At 35.4% G+C, this 20,129-nt stretch carries 17 protein-coding genes; 8 read left to right on the plus strand and 9 right to left on the minus strand.

The features are described 5' to 3' along the window. Positions 1-5 precede the first annotated feature (5 nt). Both speD and ACMGE6_RS06895 read right to left on the minus strand, forming a co-directional pair. Positions 6-422: an adenosylmethionine decarboxylase gene (gene speD / locus ACMGE6_RS06890; protein ID WP_414053249.1), complete on the minus strand. Its 417-nt coding sequence runs from the start codon at positions 420-422 to the stop codon at positions 6-8. Then, positions 422-1,933 carry an aminotransferase class I/II-fold pyridoxal phosphate-dependent enzyme gene (locus tag ACMGE6_RS06895; RefSeq protein ID WP_414053250.1) on the minus strand — a complete coding sequence of 504 codons (1,512 nt, stop codon included), beginning with the start codon at positions 1,931-1,933 and terminating at the stop codon, positions 422-424. Before ACMGE6_RS06895 ends, speD begins: the two co-directional genes overlap by 1 nt. Before the next feature lie 209 nt (positions 1,934-2,142). On the opposite strand from ACMGE6_RS06895, the gene ACMGE6_RS06900 reads away from it, so the two are divergent. Then, entirely contained in the window at positions 2,143-3,174 is a 1,032-nt protein-coding gene (locus tag ACMGE6_RS06900) for a 6-phosphogluconolactonase (RefSeq protein WP_414053251.1), read from the plus strand. Positions 3,175-3,361: 187 nt separating this feature from the next. Here the strand turns inward: ACMGE6_RS06900 and ACMGE6_RS06905 are convergent, their stop codons facing one another. Further along, entirely contained in the window at positions 3,362-4,261 is a 900-nt protein-coding gene (locus ACMGE6_RS06905) for a nuclease-related domain-containing protein (RefSeq protein ID WP_414053252.1), read from the minus strand. 93 nt (positions 4,262-4,354) lie between these two features. Here ACMGE6_RS06905 and ACMGE6_RS06910 point away from each other — a divergent pair, with 93 nt between their 5' ends. Beyond that, positions 4,355-5,128, plus strand: a complete 774-nt coding sequence (locus ACMGE6_RS06910; protein WP_414053253.1) for a carbon-nitrogen family hydrolase — start codon at positions 4,355-4,357, stop codon at positions 5,126-5,128. Positions 5,129-5,519: 391 nt separating this feature from the next. Next, positions 5,520-7,841, plus strand: coding sequence for an SdrD B-like domain-containing protein (locus tag ACMGE6_RS06915; protein ID WP_414053254.1), 2,322 nt, complete (start codon positions 5,520-5,522; stop codon positions 7,839-7,841). A 74-nt stretch (positions 7,842-7,915) separates the two neighbouring features. Here ACMGE6_RS06915 and ACMGE6_RS06920 read toward each other — a convergent pair whose 3' ends face one another. Beyond that, the gene (locus ACMGE6_RS06920) at positions 7,916-9,286 is read right to left on the minus strand and encodes an aldehyde dehydrogenase (RefSeq protein ID WP_414053255.1); all 1,371 of its coding nucleotides are present in this window, start codon (positions 9,284-9,286) and stop codon (positions 7,916-7,918) included. 73 nt (positions 9,287-9,359) lie between these two features. Between ACMGE6_RS06920 and ACMGE6_RS06925 the strand changes: the two genes are divergently transcribed. Next, a complete protein-coding gene (locus tag ACMGE6_RS06925; RefSeq protein WP_414053256.1) occupies positions 9,360-10,322 on the plus strand; it encodes a Gfo/Idh/MocA family protein in 963 nt (320 codons plus the stop codon). A gap of 176 nt (positions 10,323-10,498) precedes the next feature. Continuing rightward, entirely contained in the window at positions 10,499-11,854 is a 1,356-nt protein-coding gene (locus ACMGE6_RS06930) for an IS1182 family transposase (protein ID WP_414054829.1), read from the plus strand. Between the two features lie 137 nt (positions 11,855-11,991). Here ACMGE6_RS06930 and ACMGE6_RS06935 read toward each other — a convergent pair whose 3' ends face one another. The 3 genes from ACMGE6_RS06935 to ACMGE6_RS06945 form a co-directional block, all read right to left on the minus strand. Next, the gene (locus ACMGE6_RS06935; RefSeq protein ID WP_414053257.1) at positions 11,992-12,261 is read right to left on the minus strand and encodes a GNAT family N-acetyltransferase; all 270 of its coding nucleotides are present in this window, start codon (positions 12,259-12,261) and stop codon (positions 11,992-11,994) included. Between the two features lie 417 nt (positions 12,262-12,678). Continuing rightward, positions 12,679-13,596 carry a manganese-dependent inorganic pyrophosphatase gene (locus ACMGE6_RS06940; RefSeq protein ID WP_414047130.1) on the minus strand — a complete coding sequence of 306 codons (918 nt, stop codon included), beginning with the start codon at positions 13,594-13,596 and terminating at the stop codon, positions 12,679-12,681. Between the two features lie 43 nt (positions 13,597-13,639). Further along, the gene (locus tag ACMGE6_RS06945) at positions 13,640-14,197 is read right to left on the minus strand and encodes a cysteine hydrolase family protein (RefSeq protein ID WP_414053258.1); all 558 of its coding nucleotides are present in this window, start codon (positions 14,195-14,197) and stop codon (positions 13,640-13,642) included. Positions 14,198-14,298: 101 nt separating this feature from the next. On the opposite strand from ACMGE6_RS06945, the gene ACMGE6_RS06950 reads away from it, so the two are divergent. Beyond that, complete coding sequence (locus ACMGE6_RS06950) at positions 14,299-15,435, plus strand: glycosyl hydrolase family 28-related protein (RefSeq protein WP_414045798.1); 1,137 nt, start codon at positions 14,299-14,301, stop codon at positions 15,433-15,435. 15 nt (positions 15,436-15,450) lie between these two features. On the opposite strand, the gene ACMGE6_RS06955 is transcribed toward ACMGE6_RS06950, so the two are convergent. After that, a complete protein-coding gene (locus ACMGE6_RS06955; protein ID WP_414053259.1) occupies positions 15,451-16,491 on the minus strand; it encodes a nitric oxide synthase oxygenase in 1,041 nt (346 codons plus the stop codon). Between the two features lie 53 nt (positions 16,492-16,544). After that, on the minus strand, positions 16,545-17,723 hold the full coding sequence (locus ACMGE6_RS06960) for an MFS transporter (protein WP_414053260.1): 1,179 nt from the start codon (positions 17,721-17,723) through the stop codon (positions 16,545-16,547). A 121-nt stretch (positions 17,724-17,844) separates the two neighbouring features. On the opposite strand from ACMGE6_RS06960, the gene ACMGE6_RS06965 reads away from it, so the two are divergent. Together ACMGE6_RS06965 and nadE are read left to right on the plus strand one after the other, a co-directional pair. After that, positions 17,845-19,302, plus strand: coding sequence for a nicotinate phosphoribosyltransferase (locus ACMGE6_RS06965; RefSeq protein ID WP_414045801.1), 1,458 nt, complete (start codon positions 17,845-17,847; stop codon positions 19,300-19,302). Then, complete coding sequence (gene nadE, locus ACMGE6_RS06970; protein WP_414053261.1) at positions 19,303-20,124, plus strand: ammonia-dependent NAD(+) synthetase; 822 nt, start codon at positions 19,303-19,305, stop codon at positions 20,122-20,124. It begins immediately after the preceding gene. Positions 20,125-20,129 lie beyond the last annotated feature (5 nt).

Raw genomic sequence — 20,129 nt, forward strand, 5'->3', positions numbered from 1 at the left:
TCCTCCTATTTCTCTAATGGTTTGAATGATTCTACTTTGATTTCACCGTTTGAATATTTTTCAATTTTATCTGCCATACCACGACCCATTTCGAATGAATCTGATAACTCAGCTTTTAATTTAGTTTGTAAGAACTCTTCAGCTTTCCAAGGATCAACTGAATCACCACAAGTAAATACGTCTACAGAAGCATAGCCATATTCTGGCCAAGTATGAATCGCTAAATGTGATTCAGAGATGATAACAGCACCACTTACGCCGTATGGATTAAACGTATGGAAGCAGCTTTCGACGATTGTTGCACCAGAAACAACTGCAGCTTCATTCATGATACGCTCAATAGCATCATGGTCTTTTAAGATCTCTTTGTCACAGTTATAGTATTCGATTAATACGTGTCTACCTAAAGTTGTTAATTTCATTATTTAATATCTCCCTTATTGTCTATAATAAAAACTTCATTTTTGTTTTCTGCACCAATTTTAATAATTGGTTGATCATTGATGAATGACCAGTAATCAATGACTTTCTGAGTGATTCTTTCACCAGCCATCAGTATCGGAATACCCGGTGGATAAATCATTAAACTTTCTGCGCATATTTCATCGAGTGCTTCACTTAATGGCACACTTTTTTTATCAGCATAGAATACATCACGTAAGCCCATCATTTGTTCAGGAATATCCATCTGTTTTAAAGTAGGTGGAATCACTTCCTGCCTAGGATTATAATGATTGCTGCTAATATCTGAAAGCGCGTCGCAGAGTTTATTTAGCACTGCTTCATTATCCATGAAAGAAATAATCCCCATGATAATATTTGGTTCTGCAAGTTCCATCTGAATATCATAGTGGTTACGAAGCAGATGATAAACCTCAAATCCAGATAAATCAAGTGAATGGTCTATATAGATAGTCAGTTTTGTTTCATCGAGTTGTTGATGATAATTTGCATTGAATGTTTCAGGATCTATCATATGGAATCCAGGTACCTGATTAATTTTTTGTTTAAATCGTCTTACAAGCTGAATGTTGTGTTCAATGCGCTCTGTGCCATGTAATGCAAGATGCTGTCTTGCGATGTCCAGTGAAGACATCAGTAGATACGAAGCAGAGGTTGATGTCAGCATATTGACAACACTCTTAACTTTGTGATGATCAATTAGTTCTCCGCGTACGAGCAGTACACTAGTCTGTGTAAATGATCCACCTGTCTTGTGCAGTGAAGTTGCAGCCATATCAGCATGTGCTTCCATTGAAGACATCGGTAATTCACTTGAAAATCTAAAGTGAGCACCATGTGCCTCATCTACAAGTACTGGCATATTATGCTGATGTGCTAAATCTGTAATGGCTTTTAATTCACTCACGGCACCAAAGTAAGTTGGATTCATCAAGAAGATTGCACGCGCATCAGGGTGCTTGATGATTGCTTCTTTAACACTTTTCACACTGATATTATGAGCAATCCCAAATGTTGTATCGAATTCCGGAATCAAATAAATAGGTGTCACATCTGCTAAGGCCATAGCATTCAGCACTGATTTATGAACATTACGGGGTAGAATCAATTTATCTTTAGGCTTACAAACGGAAAGAATCATCGCCTGGATGCCTGAAGTCGTTCCATTTAGAAGGAAGTGTGCATCATCTGCTAAAAATAAATCCGCCATAAGACTTTGAGCTTGTTGAATCACACCCGTCGGATGATCAAAATTATCTAATCTTGGCATTGAATTAATGTCGTGACGTAATGTACGTTCGCCGTAATAATTTAACTGATAATTTTTATCTAAACCACGTTTGTGGCCAGGAACGTCAAAACTTGTGACATTTTCTTCTTCGTACACCTTTAATGCAGAGAATAAAGGTGTGTCAGTTTGGCGTTGTGTATTGATAGGTGTAAAAACTTTTTTTGATTGAGTGTTTACCATGAGACACTCCTTTAAGAACTTATTTGTATTAAATATTATTTTCACTTAACTTATTGTATGGTATTACTGTTGTTTTATTAATACCAAACAAATTGTAATGTATTACTAAACTATTAGCAACAAAAACTTTTATATTTTCATAAATTATTTTTAACTTTTCGCAATGTGTTGGTGAATTTGTTAGAATGAAGGAAACAGGAGGCGATAAAATGAGTGAGATAAAAGGTTTTATTGGATCTTATACGAAACAAGATGGTAAAGGTATTTATAGCTTCACAATTGATACAGAAGAAAAAAAGATACGAACAGTTGAAACAGCTTATGAAGTTCCTGCGTCTACTTATGTTATACAACACAACGACAAACTTTATGGGATAAAAAAAGTTGATGATAAAGCCGGTGTCCAAAGTTATCAGATTAAAGAAGATGGAAGTTTAGAAGTAATTAATGATAATCTGTCTTCAATTGATTCAGCGTGTCATATCTGGGTAACAAAAGACGGAAAATATTTGCTGGAAGCAGTGTACGGACCCGGTCTGGTTAGATTATACAAACTTGATCCAGCGACTGGAGAAGTTCTTGAACTCATTGATATTGCTGAACAGGAAGGCACAGGTCCTAATACTGATAGACAAGATCACGCGCATACCCATTACGTTCAGGAAACACCAGACGGAAAGTATGCAGTCGCTGTTGATTTAGGAACAGATGAAGTCATCACATTTACATTCGGTGACAATGGATTGAAACGTGTGCATACATTAAATGTTGAACCTGGAATGGGTCCGAGACATTTAATATTTAATGATAAAGGAAATTACGCCTATCTGTTTACTGAATTAAGTAATGAAGTTGTAGTCTTAAAGTATGATGATGGTGTATTTGAGATGTTATCAAAATATTCCACAATACCAGAAGATTTTACTGAAAATACACAAGGTGCCGCTGTTCGATTAAGTCATGACGGCAAATTTCTGTATGCATCTAATCGCGGACATCAGTCGTTAGCTGTGTTTAGAGTATTAAATGAAGGTGAGCAACTTGAATTAGTTGAAATAGTTAGCACAGGTGGAGATTGGCCACGTGATTTTAATATTGATGCAAGCGACCGTTTCTTATTATGCGCACATGAAGTAGACGGTGTGTTAAGTTTGTTTGAAAGAGATACTGAAACAGGCAGATTAACGTTACTTGAGAATGATAAACGTGCTCCGGAAGGCGTATGTGTACAGTTTTTATAGCAGGAAATCCTACCTCAAATAGATGAGGTAGGATTTTTTTAGGTTTTGGGAGTTGAAAATAAGTGGTCAAATTGGTAGATTCCCAATTTCGATAGGAAAATCAGTGGTGAAATTGGTAGATCCCCAATTTCAAATAGAAAATCAGAGCTGAAATTGGTAGATCTCCAATTTTGAACTTCATAAAATGTCATCTGTAATAGGTAAAAGGACCTTTTTTACGAATAGTGTAATGTTGATTCAAATACAATCTGATTTTCTCATCACTCACTAAACCTGTTGTCCACAATTTTAATAAATTTACGGTCAATCTTTCAGTAGGATATATTAGTCGGATATCATCGATTGCTTTTGATAGGTAGTCATTACAAGAAACTTCTTTATTGCAGGCAGGGCATTTAAATTTACGATTCGAGAGTTTTTGATATATAGCGATATGACACTGACATGCTACTCCCATAGTCAGATCTTCAATAGAAATACGTTTCCTGAAGTTAAACTTTTCATCATTTATATGAAGCGATAATAACTTTTGAGCTACGTATTCATCATAATCACAAATTCCTAAATTACTATTGTCTCTTATAATTTTTTTAATAGCATCATATTCCACAATATTATCCAGTGGTGTATATCCATATACTTTATAATCGGGATTGACGAAAGTGGAGTAATAATTGAAGGGCAAATCAATGTGGTTAAGTTTAAGTAGTTGTTTGAACAGTTTTATCGTTCGGTTACGTTGTATATTCATAATGTCAATTGGCTGATCATTCATAAAAAAGAAACGGTCATCTTTGTATTGAATATCATAATGAAGATTTTTTATTTCAAAGATAAATATAATACTATTCATAATAATTAATGCATCTATTTGAAATATTTGTTTTTGAACAGTAAAGGTAAGATTATTTAATACAAGTGCTGAACCAAGATGTTTTTTTACAATCTCATCAAATCGACGTTCTCCGTTAATACCTTTAATCCGCATACTAATCGCTTCGTTTTCACTTTCAGTAAGTTGTGTCCTTAGACTCATCTGTAGTAAGTATGACAATTCATCATCGAATAATCTCTGTTTTAGTATCATTTCGCTGCTCCTTATTTATTATCAATGATAAAATGATTTTACCAATTATATATTAATAGGAAGTTAAATATTTGTAAAACTGGAGTGAAAAACATGAGAATTGCAATTTACCAAATGGAAATTATACCTGGGCATCCGGAAAAAAATATTGAGAAGATCAAGACATGGTTATCCACACTGCATAACATTGATATCGCAGTATTACCTGAAATGTGGAATACATCATATACGTTAGAGGAACTAAAACTCATTACGTCAGAACGTGGTGAACGAGAAATTAGTGTCTTACAGCAATTAGCTATGGAATATCAGATTCATATAGTTGGTGGATCTATCGCTGTTAAAGAAGACGGTAAGATATTTAACAGAGCTGTCGTAATTCATAAAACAGGAGAAGTCATTCATCAATACGATAAGCTCCATCTAGTACCTATGCTTGAGGAACCTAATTATTTAACGGAAGGTAATAAAGTTTCAACTTTTGAAATAGATAATGTCAAGATGGGCGTTATTATTTGTTATGATTTGAGGTTTCCGGAGATCTCAAGAAAACTTGCTTTAGATGGTATAGAAGTATTATTTGTTGTAGCAGAGTGGCCGGTTGAACGTATTGAACAGTTTGAGAAACTGCTATTTGCACGTGCAATTGAGAATCAAGTATTTGTTGTTGCCTGTAATTCAGTTGGAAAGTGTGACGAGACTGTATTTGGCGGGAAATCTGCAATTATCAATCCGCTTGGAGAAATCATCTCAAAAAATATTTTAGGAGAAGGGACGATTCAGACGGAAATAAATATAGAAGAGCTTCATCATATTAGAGAGACGATTCCTCTTTTGAAAACAAGAAGAACGGATATTTATTCCTAATTTTACCTATCACAAAATAGACACATTTAAGTTTTGATTAGATTGTTTTATTATTTTTTGGATACACATATTTTATAAGTAAAATAAATATTATAAATATATACTAATATTGGAAAATTGTAATAGATAATAATGGTAGATAAAAAGAGTTATTGACTGATGAATTCTGAATTATATTATAAGAAAATAGTTAAATACTAGAAATAACCATAAGCTGTAGTGTTCTACATGTATAAATATTCCATTAAAATAAACTGAAAATTATATTTATTTAATCTTAAGTGTCCTAATTATTGTTTACTTACACGCTAAAACCCTTTAATATTGAAAGTGTATAATGTGTTTAATGTAGCATTATTGCATTTTTTTCAATTCAAAGGAGGAAATTGTTATGAAAAATTCAAACAAACGTAAGATGAATTTTCTGCCTGAAAGACAGAACAAATTTTCAATCAGAAAATTTTCAACTGTAGGTACGGCATCGATTCTTATCGGATCTTTAATGTTTATGGGAAATCAGGCAAATGCAGCAGAAACACCGACGGCAGCTGCTCAGGAAGCAACTTATTCAGTAAGTGGAACAACATGGTATGACTATCAAAAAGATGGATTATATGACCCATCTAAAGTGGTTGATGGTAAACATGATAATGTATTTGGTGGCATTAAAGTAACTGTTAAAGATAACAGTGGTAACGTTGTAGGTACTACTGTTTCAGCAGCAAATGGAACTTGGAGTATCAGTGGATTAAAGAATGGTACATACACTGTTTCATTTGAAGCTCCAGACTTAACTTGGCAAGGCGTACCACAAAACTCAATCGGTGCTGTTGGAACAAGCTTAAACTCTGTAGGTCCAACGGATGCACGTTTTGAAGTGAATGGTGCAAACGTTACGAATCAAAACCAAGGTTACGTAGCACCGGGATATTCTATTGATGACAGCAGTAAGATTGATCCAGTGCCAGAAGCTCCAAAACCAGAAGCGCCTAAGCCTGAAACGCCAGTTGAAACTCCGGCACCTGCTGAAAAACCTGATACTGGAAAATATTCATTAGGTGATAAAGTATGGGCTGATAAGATTGAAGAAGATACTAAAGCGCCAAATAATGTGCAGGATGCAGATGAAAAAGGTATTGCAGGTATTAAAGTAACATTGCATGATTACGCTGGTAATTATGTAGGTGAGACAACGACAGATGCGAATGGACAATATCGTTTTGATAACCTGGCAAATGGCACTTACCGAGTGGACTTTGAAACGCCATTAGGATGGTCTCCGGTTATTGCGAATTTAGGAACAGAAGTGATTGATTCAGACGGACCTGTAGCAGTTTTAGCAGATATTAATGGTCAAAATAATTTCGATGTAGACCAAGGATATGTGAGCAATGATGGTGGATCAGCAGCTACACCAACTCCAACACCTGAACCTGGTAAAGAACCAGCACAACCTGCCGGAAAATATTCAATTGGAGATAAAGTATGGTGGGATGATCAAGACAAAGAAGGTAACATTGATAACTTACAAGATGCGAATGAAGCACCTGTAAAAGATTTAAAAGTAACAATTAAAGATGAGTCAGGTAATTTAATTGGAACAACTTATACAGACGCTAACGGTCATTATCAATTTGATAATCTTCCGAATGGTACTTACATTGTGAACTTCCATAACCCATTAGACTGGTCACCAGTTATTGCAAACTTAGAAGCAGACTTACATGATGCTGTTGATTCAGATGGACCAACGGATGTACGTGTAACGGTAAATGGAGCGAATAACTTTAATGTGGACCAAGGATATATCTTAAAGACAGATTCACCAGTCATCGTACCACCAGTTGAAGGACCTAAAGATCCTGGTACAAAGCCGGTGGAACCACCAGTAGACAAACCAAAAGATCCGGCTACACCGCCTACTAAATTACCAATTCCTCCAGAAGTATGTTCTGTAGTTTCAATTGGTGATGGTACAAAAGGTAATTTATCTATTGGTAATAAAGTATGGTGGGATGCTAACCGTAACAACATGCAGGATGCTTCAGAAAATCCTGTAGTAGGATTACGTGTAAGCTTAAAAGACTATGCTGGTAATACAATTGGTGAAACATATACAAATGCATGGGGAGAATATGCATTCCATGGTTTAGCTGAAGGTACTTATATTGTGAACTTCCATAATCCATTAGACTGGTCACCAGTAATTGCAAATATCGAAGCGGATTTACATGATGAAGTAGATTCAGATGGGCCGATAGATGTTATTGTTAACTTAAAAGATAAATCAAATGCAAATGTAGATCAAGGATATTATGGTACAGGTGAAGCAGGACCTAAGTGTGATACAGGCATTACACCTCCTGGCGATAAACCAGATGGAAAAGATCCAGTGACACCAGATGGAAAAGACCCAGTAACACCAGATGGAAAAGACCCAGTAACACCAGATGGAAAAGATCCGCTAACACCTGATGACAAAGATCCATTAGTACCACCAACTGATAGTGGTAAAACACCTTCAACAATTACGAACATTACAGATGATAAAGAACCTGTGAAAACGCTTGTTGAGGACAAGTCACAAACTACTCCACTACCAGATACTGGTGAAGCAAGTAATGGTGCAATTGGAGCGACTGCAGCTGCAGCAGCTTTAGCTGGTGGCGCATTAATCGTTGCTTCTCGTAAAAGAAGAAAAGAAGAACTTTAATTGAAAGTGATTCAAATAAATAAGTGAATTTAAAAAGGAAGATCTCACTACAGAGGTCTTCCTTTTTGATATTTTTATTTAAAGAATTGTTTTACATATCTAAACTTACCTTTGTAAGGAGGAAACATGATACCGGACTCTAATTTAGTACTTTTTGTCATGTATCCTTTTTGATGACTGAATAACTCGAAAGTGTACTTACCATGATAGTGTCCCATACCAGAGTGACCGACGCCTCCAAATGGAAGATATGGATTGGCGACATGCATAACCGTATCATTTACACATCCTCCACCAAATGAAATTTTACTGAACACATCTTTTATATAATCATGATCATCACTAAAGATATAGAGTGCTAAAGGTTTTTCAAATTGTTTGATGACATCAAATACTTCTTCTTTTTGACTATATTCTATAATTGGAAGTACAGGTCCGAATATTTCTTCTTGCATAGATAAGTCGCTTAACTGCGCATCGATGACTGTTGGAGCGATACGTAATGTGTCTGCTTGAGACTCCCCGCCAATTAGGATTCTCGCCTGTGCTTCATCAATCACAGACGTCAAACGGTTAAAGTGTTTATCGTTAATGATATTACCGTAATCTTCACTTTCCATTGGAGCATTACCATAAAACTCTTTTAAAGTTGAGCTTAGCGCTTTAATAAACTTATCTTTCACATTTTTATCTATTAATACATAGTCAGGAGCAACACATGTCTGACCAGCATTCATAAATTTGCCGAAAGCAATGCGTTCAGCCGCAACTTTAATATTGGCTGTTTCATCAACGATTACAGGACTCTTTCCGCCAAGTTCAAGAGTTACAGGTGTTAAATATTTACTCGCTTTTTCGTAAACAATCTGACCGACTTTGCTACTTCCAGTAAAGAAGATATAATCGAAGCGCTCATCAAGTAAAGCAGAAGTTGTTTCTGCCTCACCTTGAATCACTTTTACGTGCGTTGGTTCAAACACTTCAGCAATAATTTGTTCTATGATTAAACTTGTTTGTGGTGTATGTTCTGATGGCTTAACAACCACACAATTTCCTGCAGCAATAGCACCGATTAATGGTGACATAACGAGTTGGAATGGATAATTGAATGGTCCAATAATTAATACTTTTCCATAAGGTTCATACATTAGATAACTTTTTCCTGGAAACTGCATCATTGGTGTATTGATAGATTTTGTTTTACTCCAGCTTTTAATTTCTTTAATGTAGGTAGATAGTTCTTTTAAAACGATGCCGATTTCTGTCGCATATGCTTCAACTTTCCCTTTTCCGAGATCACTATTTAAGGCATCCAGTATTTCTGTTTCATATGTCTTAATCGCTTTTTTTAAAGCCTTTAATTTTTTTCTGCGAAATTTAACCTGTTTTGTTTCATGTGTATCGAAATAATCCTGCATGAGTTTAAGCTCTTTTTTAATGGTCATAAAAAATTCCTCCAAAATAAATATAAGTGTATACTATTTATAAAAATCATTTACTTTTCTAGGGGTGAAGTCGTTGAAATTTGGTCTAATCGGAACGAACTGGATTACAGATCGTTTTATTGAAGCAGGAAAAAGTGTGCCTGATTTTGAGTTATATAGTGTTTATTCGAGAACAGGAGAACGTGCGAGACAATTTGCACAGAAACATCATATTCCACATTTTACTGATAATCTGGATAAATTTTTAAATGATGATGCTTTAGATATTATTTATATCGCCACTCCAAATATATTACATCATCAGCAGGCAATACAAGCAATGAATCACGGAAAACATGTATTATGTGAAAAACCAATTGCAACAAGCGAAAAAAACTTCAATTTAATGACACAAGCTATGTTTAATAATGATGTGTTTTTCATGGAAGCAATGAAAAGCATCTATTCACCTTCATTTATCAAACTACATGACTGGATAAAGGAAATAGGGGTGATACGCCGTGTTAATTTCCATTATAATCAATACTCATCGAGATATGATAAATATAAAGATGGCATCGTTGAAAATGCATTTAAACCTGAACTAGGGAACGGTGCTTTAATGGACCTTGGTGTATACACGATAAGTCCGCTTGTTAACCTATTTGGTATGCCAAAAACGATTCAGGCTACAGGAAAATTATTATCTACTGGAGCTGATGGACAGGGTACGATTATATGTAATCATCACCACATGACCTCAGTCCTTAGTTATTCTAAAATCATTGACAGTCATCTGCCGTCAGAGATTATAGGTGAAGAAGGCATTATACTGATTGATAAGATTTCAGCACCTAATAAAGTACAAAAATTAAATCGACATGGTGAAGTAGTGGATGAAATAATAAGTGACGCGCTTCCTATGTCTTATGAAATTGCGCATTTTATGAAAGCAATTAAAAATAATGACTATGAAGCATTAAATTTAGAAACAAGTCATATGACGATGAAAGTGATTGACGAAGTAAAACAACAAATTGGTATATTGATTAAATAAGTTATTGATTATTCAGAAAATTTAAATTATAATGAATTCATACCATTTTTTCATTCTTTCAAATATCAAAAAGAGACGCAACTTTGCGTCTCTCAGACTGAAGACAAAGTCTCCTTCGGAGATGAAGTTTTCAGTCTTTTTTTATACAATAATATTAACAATGATTTGGGGTGATTATTTTGTTGAGTAAATCAGAAGATAAAAGAAATCAATTAGAGGTTGTTGCAATTTCAGATTTAGTTCCACAAGACCATTTACTAAGAAAAGTAGATAAAGTATTGGATTTGAATTTTATTTATCCTCTAGTCGAAGATAAATATTGTCTTGATAATGGTCGTCCAAGTATAGACCCTGTGATTTTAGTAAAAATAATATTAATACAAAAATTATTCGGAATAAAATCAATGAGACAAACAATAAAAGAAATCGAAACAAATGTTGCTTATCGTTGGTATCTTGGATACAGTTTTCAGGATAAGATTCCTCATTTCACTACCTTCGGTAAGAATTATATTAGAAGGTTCAGTGATAATACACTTTTTGAAGAAATATTTGAACACATTCTACAGTTGGCGATGCAACATAAATTGATTGATACCTCAGCTTTATTTATTGATTCTACTCATATAAAAGCAAATGCTAATAAACATAGATTTAGAAAAGTTGTAGTAAAAAAATCAGTCGCTCATTATAAGGATGAATTAGATAAAGAAATAAACGAGGTTCGTAAATCTGAAGGAAAAAAGGAGTTCACCCCAACTCATAAGACAGAAGAAAAAGAAAAGAAAGAAAGTCTCACAGATCCTGACGCTGGTTACTATGTTAAAGGTGAACGTGAGAAACAGTTTGCTTATAGTTTACATGCTTGTGTTGATAAAAATGGATTTTTTGTAGATCACCACGTAACACCAGCTAATATTCATGATAGTACTCAATTGGCACCTATGATTTCTAGAATGAAAGATAAAGGAATTAAACCTAAAACCTTGGCTGTAGATGCTGGATATAAAACACCTTTTAATGCTTACTTTTTATTTAAAGAGTCAATCACTCCTTACATGCCATATACTAGACCAAGAGGTCCAAAGGACCGTTTCAGAAAAAATGATTTTGTTTATGATGAATATTACAATGAATATATTTGTCCTGCAAATCACCCCCTTAAATACACACGTACTGATCGTGAAGGATTTAAATTGTATCATTCTAACCCAAATGTATGTAAAGAATGTCCATTTCTAAATAAATGTACAGAAAATAAACAATATAAAAAGCAAATTCAAAGACATATTTGGCAAGAATACTTAGAAGATGTTGAAGAAATAAGACATACAGAAGAAGGAAGAATGGGATATAAATTAAGGTCTCAAACTATTGAAAGAAGATTTGGTGACGCTAAAGAACAGCATGGTATGAGATGGACAAAGTTTAGAGGATTGAAAAAAGTGTCCATGGAAACCACGCTTATTTGTGCATGCATGAATTTAAAAAAGTTAGCCAATTGGGTTATCAAAGATACTCAATTGGCTTAGCATTATAGTCAATAATTTAAATTTCGAAGAAATTTCTTCGAATAAATGAGAATATAGCCTTTAAAAAAAGACAAACTCATGTAATGAAAATGAGTTTGTCTTCAATCTGAGAGACGCAACTTTGCGTCTCTTTTTGCTTATTTGATGAGTGACTTTAATTGTTCATCGCGCTCCATAACTATACGAGCATATGAACATAAAGGCACAATTTTAAGATTGTTTTCCTTAGCATATTCAGTAACCTTTAAAACCAGGGCTTTAGCGATACCTTGACCACGCAATTTAGGATCAGTGTATGTATGATCAATTGCGATTGTATCTTTACCGTAAGGCTGGAAAGTTACTTCTGCTTCTGGATGCGTTGCATCACCGATATAGAAACGGTGATCACCTTGAATAATATTCATCGTAATCACTTCTTTCATAGAATTAATGGCGCCCGTCAGACGGCCTCTTATTGAAACGGCGTCTTCCGGACAGACGCCTGATAAACTTCGACAAATCTTTCAAAATCAAAGAGCGATTTTTCAGCTTTGTCTCCAGTTTCTGTGCGTCTGGACACCCGTCAGACAGCCTCTTATTGAAACGGCGTCTTCAAAGCAGGCTCTCGCCATACTTCACCAATCGTTATTGAAATCAAAGAGCGATTTCAATCGATTGCTTCCAGTATGGATGAGCCTGAACGTTTTTCAGACGGCCTCTTATGGAAACGGCGTCTTCCGGGCAGACGCCTGATAAACTTCGACAAATCTTTCAAAATCAAAGAGCGATTTTTCAGCTTTGTCTCCAGTTTCTCTGCGTCTGGACACCCGTCAGACAGCCTCTTATGATAATACTCCAGTTAATTGTGGTACGACTTGTTTCTTACGTGATACAACACCTTCTAACAATGCTGTGTTGTTATCTAACGCTACATTGAATGCTTTCGTTACTGCTTCTTGTTGTTGTCCTAAAGCTAACACTTTAGAGTTAGAGTTTAAGATGTCAGTCACAACTAATACGAATAATGCATATCCTTCTTTCGCAGTTTCCGCATTAATTGCATTTTCTAATTCTTCCTGACGTGCAAATACTTCTTCGATATCTACTGTGTTAACTTGTGCTACACGTACTTCATGGTCACCCATAGAGAATGATTTTGCATCAATATTTAACAACTCTTCAGCTGATTTATCTTTAGTAGATGCTCCAGCTTTAAGCATTTCTAACCCGTAAGATTCTAAATCAACATTTGCGATTGCTGCTAATTCTTTTGCTGCTTTCACATCTTCTTCAGTACATGTTGGTGATTTGAATAATAATGAGTCTGAAATGATTGCAGATACCATTAATCCTGCAATTTCAGGTTTAATTTCAACACCATTTTCTTTATACATTTTGTTTAAGATTGTTGCTGTACACCCTACTGGTTCTGCACGATAGTATAGAGGTCCTGCAGTTTCAAAGTTTGCGATACGGTGATGGTCCACTACCATTAAGATAGTTGATTCTTCAATGCCATCAGCTGATTGCTGGAACTCGTTGTGGTCAACTAAAATAACTTCTTCACCATGTAAACGTTCTAACACGCGTGGTGCATTTACATTAAAATGTTTTAACGCATATTCAGTTTCTCCGTTTAATTCCCCTAAGCGAACCGCTTCGATGTCTTTACCTAATGCTTTTTGTAAATCTTCCATTACTAAAGCTGATGTTACTGTGTCTGTATCTGGGTTTTTGTGTCCAAAAGTTAATATTTTCATAACTGTCTCCTTTAAATGTAATCTACTGTTTATTTTATCACGATTAATCTATCTCTTCTATAGTCATGCCTAATACATTTTTGAAATGATTTAAGGCAAAGGCATGTCCTTCTGGATTAAAAGAGGCAACTGCTTTTTCATCGACTAGCATATCGAATCCGAGATTATAACCATCGACAGCTGTGTGGAGTACACATATATCTGTGCATACGCCGGCAAGTTCAATCTTGTGGATGTTCCTTTCTCTCAGCAGTTGTAGTAAAGGCGTGCCGCAAAATGCACTATAGCGCATCTTGTCGATCCAGAAGACATTGTCATGTTCCTTATCACGTAGGTATAGATTATGTAGTTTACCGTATAAATTACGTCCTTCAGTCCCTTTGATATTATGTGGCGGAAATAATTTTGTTTCTGGATGCAGCGCGTCTGATTCATAATGCATATCCATCAGAACGAATATAGGTTTCTTTGCTTGCATATAGTTCTCCCATTTTAAAGCGATAGTGTTTTCTAATGCAATAGCAGGTTCACCGCATGTTAACTTCCCGTCAAGTGCTACGAAATCATTTGAATAGTCTATTATTAATAAAGCGTCGCTCATCGTCATTCTCCTTTTATAATTATTAATGGATTGCTGGCATACTACTTTTTAAAACAGGGTATAATCTTAATTACATTATAAATGATTTGAAGGTGTTATAAATGAGGAAAATTAATATTAAAGATTTTGGTGCAAAAGGACGCAATGTCTTGTTTGATACTATCGGTATACAGCGTGCACTTAATCAAGCAAAAAAAGAACCGGTTGAAGTATATATACCAAAGGGCACTTATTATATTGGTGCTGAACTAGTGATATATGCGCATACCTACCTACATTTACATGAAGAAGCAGTCCTTCGGCGCATGAGTCCTTTTGCGATGCTTAAGAATGGTAAGAAAAGTGAAGGGTATAAGGGATATGAAGGTAATGGATTCATTAAGATTGAAGGTGGCACTTTTGATCAATACGGGCATGTTTTAAATTTTAATAATAGTATTATGTCGTTAGGACATGCGCGTGAGATTGAAATTATCAATGTGACTTTTAAAAATGTCGTACAAGGTCATGCGATAGATGCTTGTGGTATAGATGGATTCAAAGTAACCGGATGTAAATTCCTTGGGTTTAGAGATGATAGCGGTGAACGCGCATTTAGTGAGGCGATACAAATTGACCTTCAACTGAAAGATTCTTTTCCTAAGTTTGGCGAGTATGACGGCACAGTAACTAAAAATGTAATTATCGAGCATTGTTACTTCGGTAATTCTGATGAACCGATGATGAAACCTTGGAATCGAGCGATCGGAAGTCATGCGAGTACCTATGAAATTTACTATGAAAATATTACGGTAAAACATAATACTTTTGATAAGATGGGCGATTATGCGTTAACGTTTTTAAAATCAAAAGTATTACATATCCATGATAATACTTTTAACGACTGTAATGGGGGTATCCGTTATTTAGCTACGAAAAAAGGGAAGTATTCACTGGATTTACTGGGTAACGATCACGGCGCTCAGGCAGGTGAGATGACTGTTATCAGAAATAATCATTTTCATTCGATTAATGAAAAATATGCGATTCTTTTCCAAAGTTATGAAGGTGAAAAGAATAAAGATATCTATATCATTGATAATCAATTTAGTGAAGATAATCGTTGTACGATAAAGTTAGGGAAAGCTCAAAATGTGGTGTGTATGAAAAATAAAAATCTCAAGAAAATTAAGAAAGTTGAAGTGGATGACTTTTATACAGAAACAGTTGCAAAAGATGAGTCTACTGGAGAATACTAATGGAAAAGCAGCGTGTCATGAAAATGGACACGCTGCTTTTTTCTTATAGAAAAAGTTGGGTTCATGATAAGTGTTGTCATACCCTTTATGCCAGTTATGAACGATAGCAGGTGAAATGGGTGGGATAAGCCATGTCCAGTCGCCAGTTATCTTTCTGTTATGTTGTGCTTCATTCTCTTCAAACTTTAAGAACTGTCTGCTCGCATTATAATGATCGACGATAGAATATCCTTGTTGTTTAAAAGAATGATAGACGGCGTAGTTTAATTCTACAACAACTTTGTCACGCCAATAACTTGTGGTACGCGTCGTATCAAACCCCATACTTTTAGCAATGGGTTCTATTAGATTATATCGGTATTCATCAAGGAAGTTCCTGCTTGCAATTTCGCTTTCCATATACCACCCGTTAAACGGACAGAGCGGATAGGTAATCCCACCGATACGGAGTTCCATACCGGAAATGATAGGTACTGCATACCATTTAAGTTGCAGGGCATTGAATGCATCAAAGTCAGGATGTCTGATATCAACTTCTTTAATAAGGTTTTGGTTTAAATTATAGGTACGATAGTGGTTGTTAAACTTATAGATTAACGGCAGGAAACTCCCAAATTTATTATAACCGGTCTGTTCGATGAGCTGTTTAGTCTCTCTTACGATAGGGTCATCTGTATATCGTATAAGCTGATCATTATATAGTTCAAAATTTATTTTATTACGCTGCTCAAATATTGTGATGGTAGGAATAATTTTTCCGTCATTTGTCGCACTTTCTATATGGTTCTCTAAAGCTGTTAAATACTCTTGTTCTTCGGTGATATGGCGCATATCAACAACTTTTAATTTATCCCAGAAGAGTCTACCGATACAGCGGTTACTATTGCGCCATGCAAGTCTTGCACCATAGATGAGTTCGTCTGTTGTGTGTGTATAAGTACCCGTTTGATTAATTTCTGTTTGAATAGCTTCCAGTCTGTTCGTAATCAACTGATTATCAAGACTAAGTTCCTGTCCCATTTGAGTGATGAAGTCTTTTGCTTTATCAAATATCATATTACTCCCTCGATTCATCTCTATTTACTCTATTTTACAATAAAAAAAGCCCGTTATGGGCTTTTCACAGCATTGTATTTATTTTGATGTCGTTGTTTGTAATCATAAAAAGTTGCACAACTTATAGCTAATAAAATAAATGCGATATAACTAAAGAATTGAGTGTTACTTGACAACTGGATAACAAGTCCGCCAAAGATGGGTCCGAAAATACTACCGATACTAAAGATGAGACCACACATTAAGTTGCCGGCAGGTAATAATCTTTTTGGAGTAATTTCTGTCATTAAAGTGACGCCTAATGAATACATTGATCCGACAAATATACCTGCAATAAAAAATAAGGCGATAAGCAAATACCCTGAGTGGCTTAAAAGCTGACATAAAATGAATATGACTGCTCCGATAGAGGTTACTGCAACAAGTAAGATATTACGATTCATCCTATCAGAAAGCATTCCGAGTGGTACTTGAAAGAGAATAGCTCCTAAACTGAAAGCTGGAAGAATCATAATAATCAAATTAACAGGAATGTCGTGTTTCATTGCAAATACCGGAAAGTTACTATTCAGACATGCTTCCAGTACACCATACATCATTGGAAATAAAAATGCGACCCAGCTTGTTTTCATTACTTTGCCGAAGTTTATCGTGGTTGTACGGAATGAAATATTTGCAGTGTTATCTTCCGGAAATTCATTTTTTAACATAAATACAAGACCACTTGCACAAAGTGTGAATATTGCACTCATTAAAAAAGGTAGACTTTCGTGCACTTCATAGAGTTTAGCAAGCAGGGGTCCTGCCATAAAGCCTAGTGAAAAACTTAAGCCGTATAGTGAGATGATCCGACCGAGCTTATGTTTCGGGGTTGTTTCTGTAAGCCAGGATTGGGTTGAAAAATGCAGCATATTGTCTCCGATACCGACAAGTAAGCGCAAGATGAACCAGAATGTCATATTTTTATATAAGGGAAATAATGACATAGACAATACAATTATTAATGCTCCAATTACTACAAGGTTCTTATAGCCGGTTCTTCTGAGTAAACCTTCTAAAAATAATGAAGCTAAAAAGACACCGATATAAAGAGAGGAAGCGTGTAAGCCATTAATAAAGCTGGGTACATCATCACGCTCAAAGATAATGGCGATAAGTGGTAGCAGCATACCTTGGGTCAAACCTGAAATTGATACGATAATCGTAAGAATGATAAAATTTTTCTTAAACATGATATGCCTCCTTAATTTTGATTGTATCAAAATACGTTACCTATGCCTAAGTGTAAGTGGTATGTTAATATGAATTTAATATAAAAATATAGCTTGAAATAAAATCGAAGGAGAATTTGCGATGTACAAATATGCTGATGATAGTTTAATGCTACATACAGATTTATATCAGATTAATATGGGAGAGACCTACTGGAATGATGGTATACATGAACAAACTGCAGTGTTTGACGTGTATTTCAGAAACATGCCATTTGACGGAGGATATGCAGTTTTTGCTGGACTTGAGCGTGTGATTGACTATGTAAATAGATTTTATTTCTCTGACACTGATCTGGAATATTTGAAGTCATTAGGCTATCAGGATGATTATTTAGCTTATTTGAAGGACTTAAAGTTTACAGGTAATATTCGTTCGATGCAGGAAGGTGAAATTTGCTTTAATAATGAACCACTTATGCGTATAGAGGCACCGCTGATTCAGGCACAATTATTAGAAACTGCGATTCTTAACATCGTCAACTTCCAGGTACTAATAGCAACGAAAGCAAGCCGTATTAAACAGGTGGTTAAAGATGAGATTGTAATGGAATTTGGGACGCGACGTGCACAGGAAATGGATGCTGCAATCTGGGGAACACGTGCAGCCTATATCGCTGGATTCGATTCAACAAGTAATGTCCGTGCAGGTAAACTATTTGGTATCCCTGTCTCAGGAACGCATGCACATGCGATGGTTCAGGCCTATGATGATGAATATGTGGCATTTAAAAAATATGCTGAAAGACATAAGAACTGTGTCTTTCTTGTAGATACGTTCCATACGTTAAAGTCAGGTGTACCGAATGCCATTCGTGTTGCAAAAGAACTCGGAGACAAAATAAATTTTGTAGGTATTCGTCTTGATTCCGGAGACTTAGCATATTTGTCAAAAGAAGCACGTAAAATGCTTGATGAAGCAGGATTTAAAGATGCTAAAATATTTGCATCGAATGATCTTGATGAAGCAACAATCACCAACTTAAAATTACAAGGTGCTAAAATTTCAGCATGGGGAATTGGTACAAAACTGATTACAGCATTCGACCAGCCAGCACTAGGTGCAGTTTATAAGCTTGTTGCAATAGAAAATAAGGCAGGTCAACTAGAAGACAGAATAAAAATTTCAAATAATGCCGAAAAAGTAACAACACCGGGTAAAAAAAATGTCTATCGTATCATTAATAATCAAACGAATAAGTCAGAAGGTGATTACATCACACTTGATTTGGAAGATCCATCGAAAGAAAAACCTTTAAAGATGTTCCACCCAATCCATACATATAAACAAAAATGGATTAATGACTTTACAGCAAAAGACTTACATTCAGATATATTTATTGATGGAAAGCTTGTCTATAAAATCCCGTCATTAGAAGATTCACGTGCATATTTAAAAGCAAATTTATCTTTATTATGGGAAGAGACGACACGATATTTAAATCCAGAAGAATATCCTGTTGACTTAAGTACATTATGCTGGGAAAACAAAAATACTGAAATATATGAAGTATCAAGAAAAGTTAAAGAGGTGAAGTAGATGACATTACAACAGGAAATTATCAATACTTTACATGTAAAACCTGAAATTAATCCTGAGGAAACATCGAGAGAAATTATCGATTTTATTAAACATTATGTCGAAATGAATCCTTTTATTGAATCACTTGTGCTGGGGATTTCAGGGGGGCAGGATTCAACGCTATGCGGGAAACTATGTCAACTTGCAGCGACAGAAATGCAAGCAGAAGGTAAAGAAGTTCAGTTTATTGCTGTGAGACTACCTTTTGGTATACAAAAAGATGAACAGGATTGTCAGGATGCACTTAATTTCATTCAGCCGGATAAGACATATACGATTAACATTAAATCAGCCGTAGATGCAAGTGTCGCTACATTAGCAGCACAAGGTGTGCCGTTAACTGATTTTCAAAAAGGTAATGAAAAGGCAAGAGAACGAATGAAAGCTCAGTATTCAATTGCTGCCTTCCATAAAGGTATTGTCATCGGCACAGATCATGCTGCTGAAAGTATTACAGGCTTTTACACGAAGTTTGGAGATGGTGGAGCAGACATCTTTCCACTTGCAGGACTAAATAAGCGTCAAGGTAAGGCTATACTGCAAAATTTAAATTGTCCGGAACATCTTTACAACAAGGTGCCGACAGCGGATCTTGAAGAAAATAAGCCCCAATTACCAGATGAAGTCGCGCTTGGTGTAACATACGAACAAATTGATGATTATCTTGAAGGTAGACATATTGATCCGGTTGCAGCTCAAAAAATTGAACAACACTATATTAGAACTCAACACAAACGTATGCTGCCGATTACCAGATTTTCTGTGAATGAAATTATTTAATAAAA

Source organism: Macrococcus equi (assembly GCF_047426745.1).
Taxonomy (GTDB): Bacteria; Bacillota; Bacilli; order Staphylococcales; family Staphylococcaceae; genus Macrococcoides; species Macrococcoides equi.

Excerpts from the sequence above, each read along its gene's own strand:
- ACMGE6_RS06920 (WP_414053255.1), bottom strand. The coding sequence starts at position 9,286 with ATGACCATTAAAAAAGAGCTTAAACTCATGCAGGATTATTTCGATACA.
- ACMGE6_RS06950 (WP_414045798.1), top strand. The coding sequence starts at position 14,299 with ATGAGGAAAATTAATATTAAAGATTTTGGTGCAAAAGGACGCAATGTC.
- ACMGE6_RS06955 (WP_414053259.1), bottom strand. The coding sequence starts at position 16,491 with ATGATATTTGATAAAGCAAAAGACTTCATCACTCAAATGGGACAGGAA.
- ACMGE6_RS06965 (WP_414045801.1), top strand. The coding sequence starts at position 17,845 with ATGTACAAATATGCTGATGATAGTTTAATGCTACATACAGATTTATAT.
- ACMGE6_RS06895 (WP_414053250.1), bottom strand. The coding sequence starts at position 1,933 with ATGGTAAACACTCAATCAAAAAAAGTTTTTACACCTATCAATACACAA.
- speD (WP_414053249.1), bottom strand. The coding sequence starts at position 422 with ATGAAATTAACAACTTTAGGTAGACACGTATTAATCGAATACTATAAC.
- ACMGE6_RS06900 (WP_414053251.1), top strand. The coding sequence starts at position 2,143 with ATGAGTGAGATAAAAGGTTTTATTGGATCTTATACGAAACAAGATGGT.
- ACMGE6_RS06915 (WP_414053254.1), top strand. The coding sequence starts at position 5,520 with ATGAAAAATTCAAACAAACGTAAGATGAATTTTCTGCCTGAAAGACAG.
- nadE (WP_414053261.1), top strand. The coding sequence starts at position 19,303 with ATGACATTACAACAGGAAATTATCAATACTTTACATGTAAAACCTGAA.
- ACMGE6_RS06905 (WP_414053252.1), bottom strand. The coding sequence starts at position 4,261 with ATGATACTAAAACAGAGATTATTCGATGATGAATTGTCATACTTACTA.
- ACMGE6_RS06935 (WP_414053257.1), bottom strand. The coding sequence starts at position 12,261 with ATGAATATTATTCAAGGTGATCACCGTTTCTATATCGGTGATGCAACG.
- ACMGE6_RS06960 (WP_414053260.1), bottom strand. The coding sequence starts at position 17,723 with ATGTTTAAGAAAAATTTTATCATTCTTACGATTATCGTATCAATTTCA.
- ACMGE6_RS06945 (WP_414053258.1), bottom strand. The coding sequence starts at position 14,197 with ATGAGCGACGCTTTATTAATAATAGACTATTCAAATGATTTCGTAGCA.
- ACMGE6_RS06940 (WP_414047130.1), bottom strand. The coding sequence starts at position 13,596 with ATGAAAATATTAACTTTTGGACACAAAAACCCAGATACAGACACAGTA.
- ACMGE6_RS06910 (WP_414053253.1), top strand. The coding sequence starts at position 4,355 with ATGAGAATTGCAATTTACCAAATGGAAATTATACCTGGGCATCCGGAA.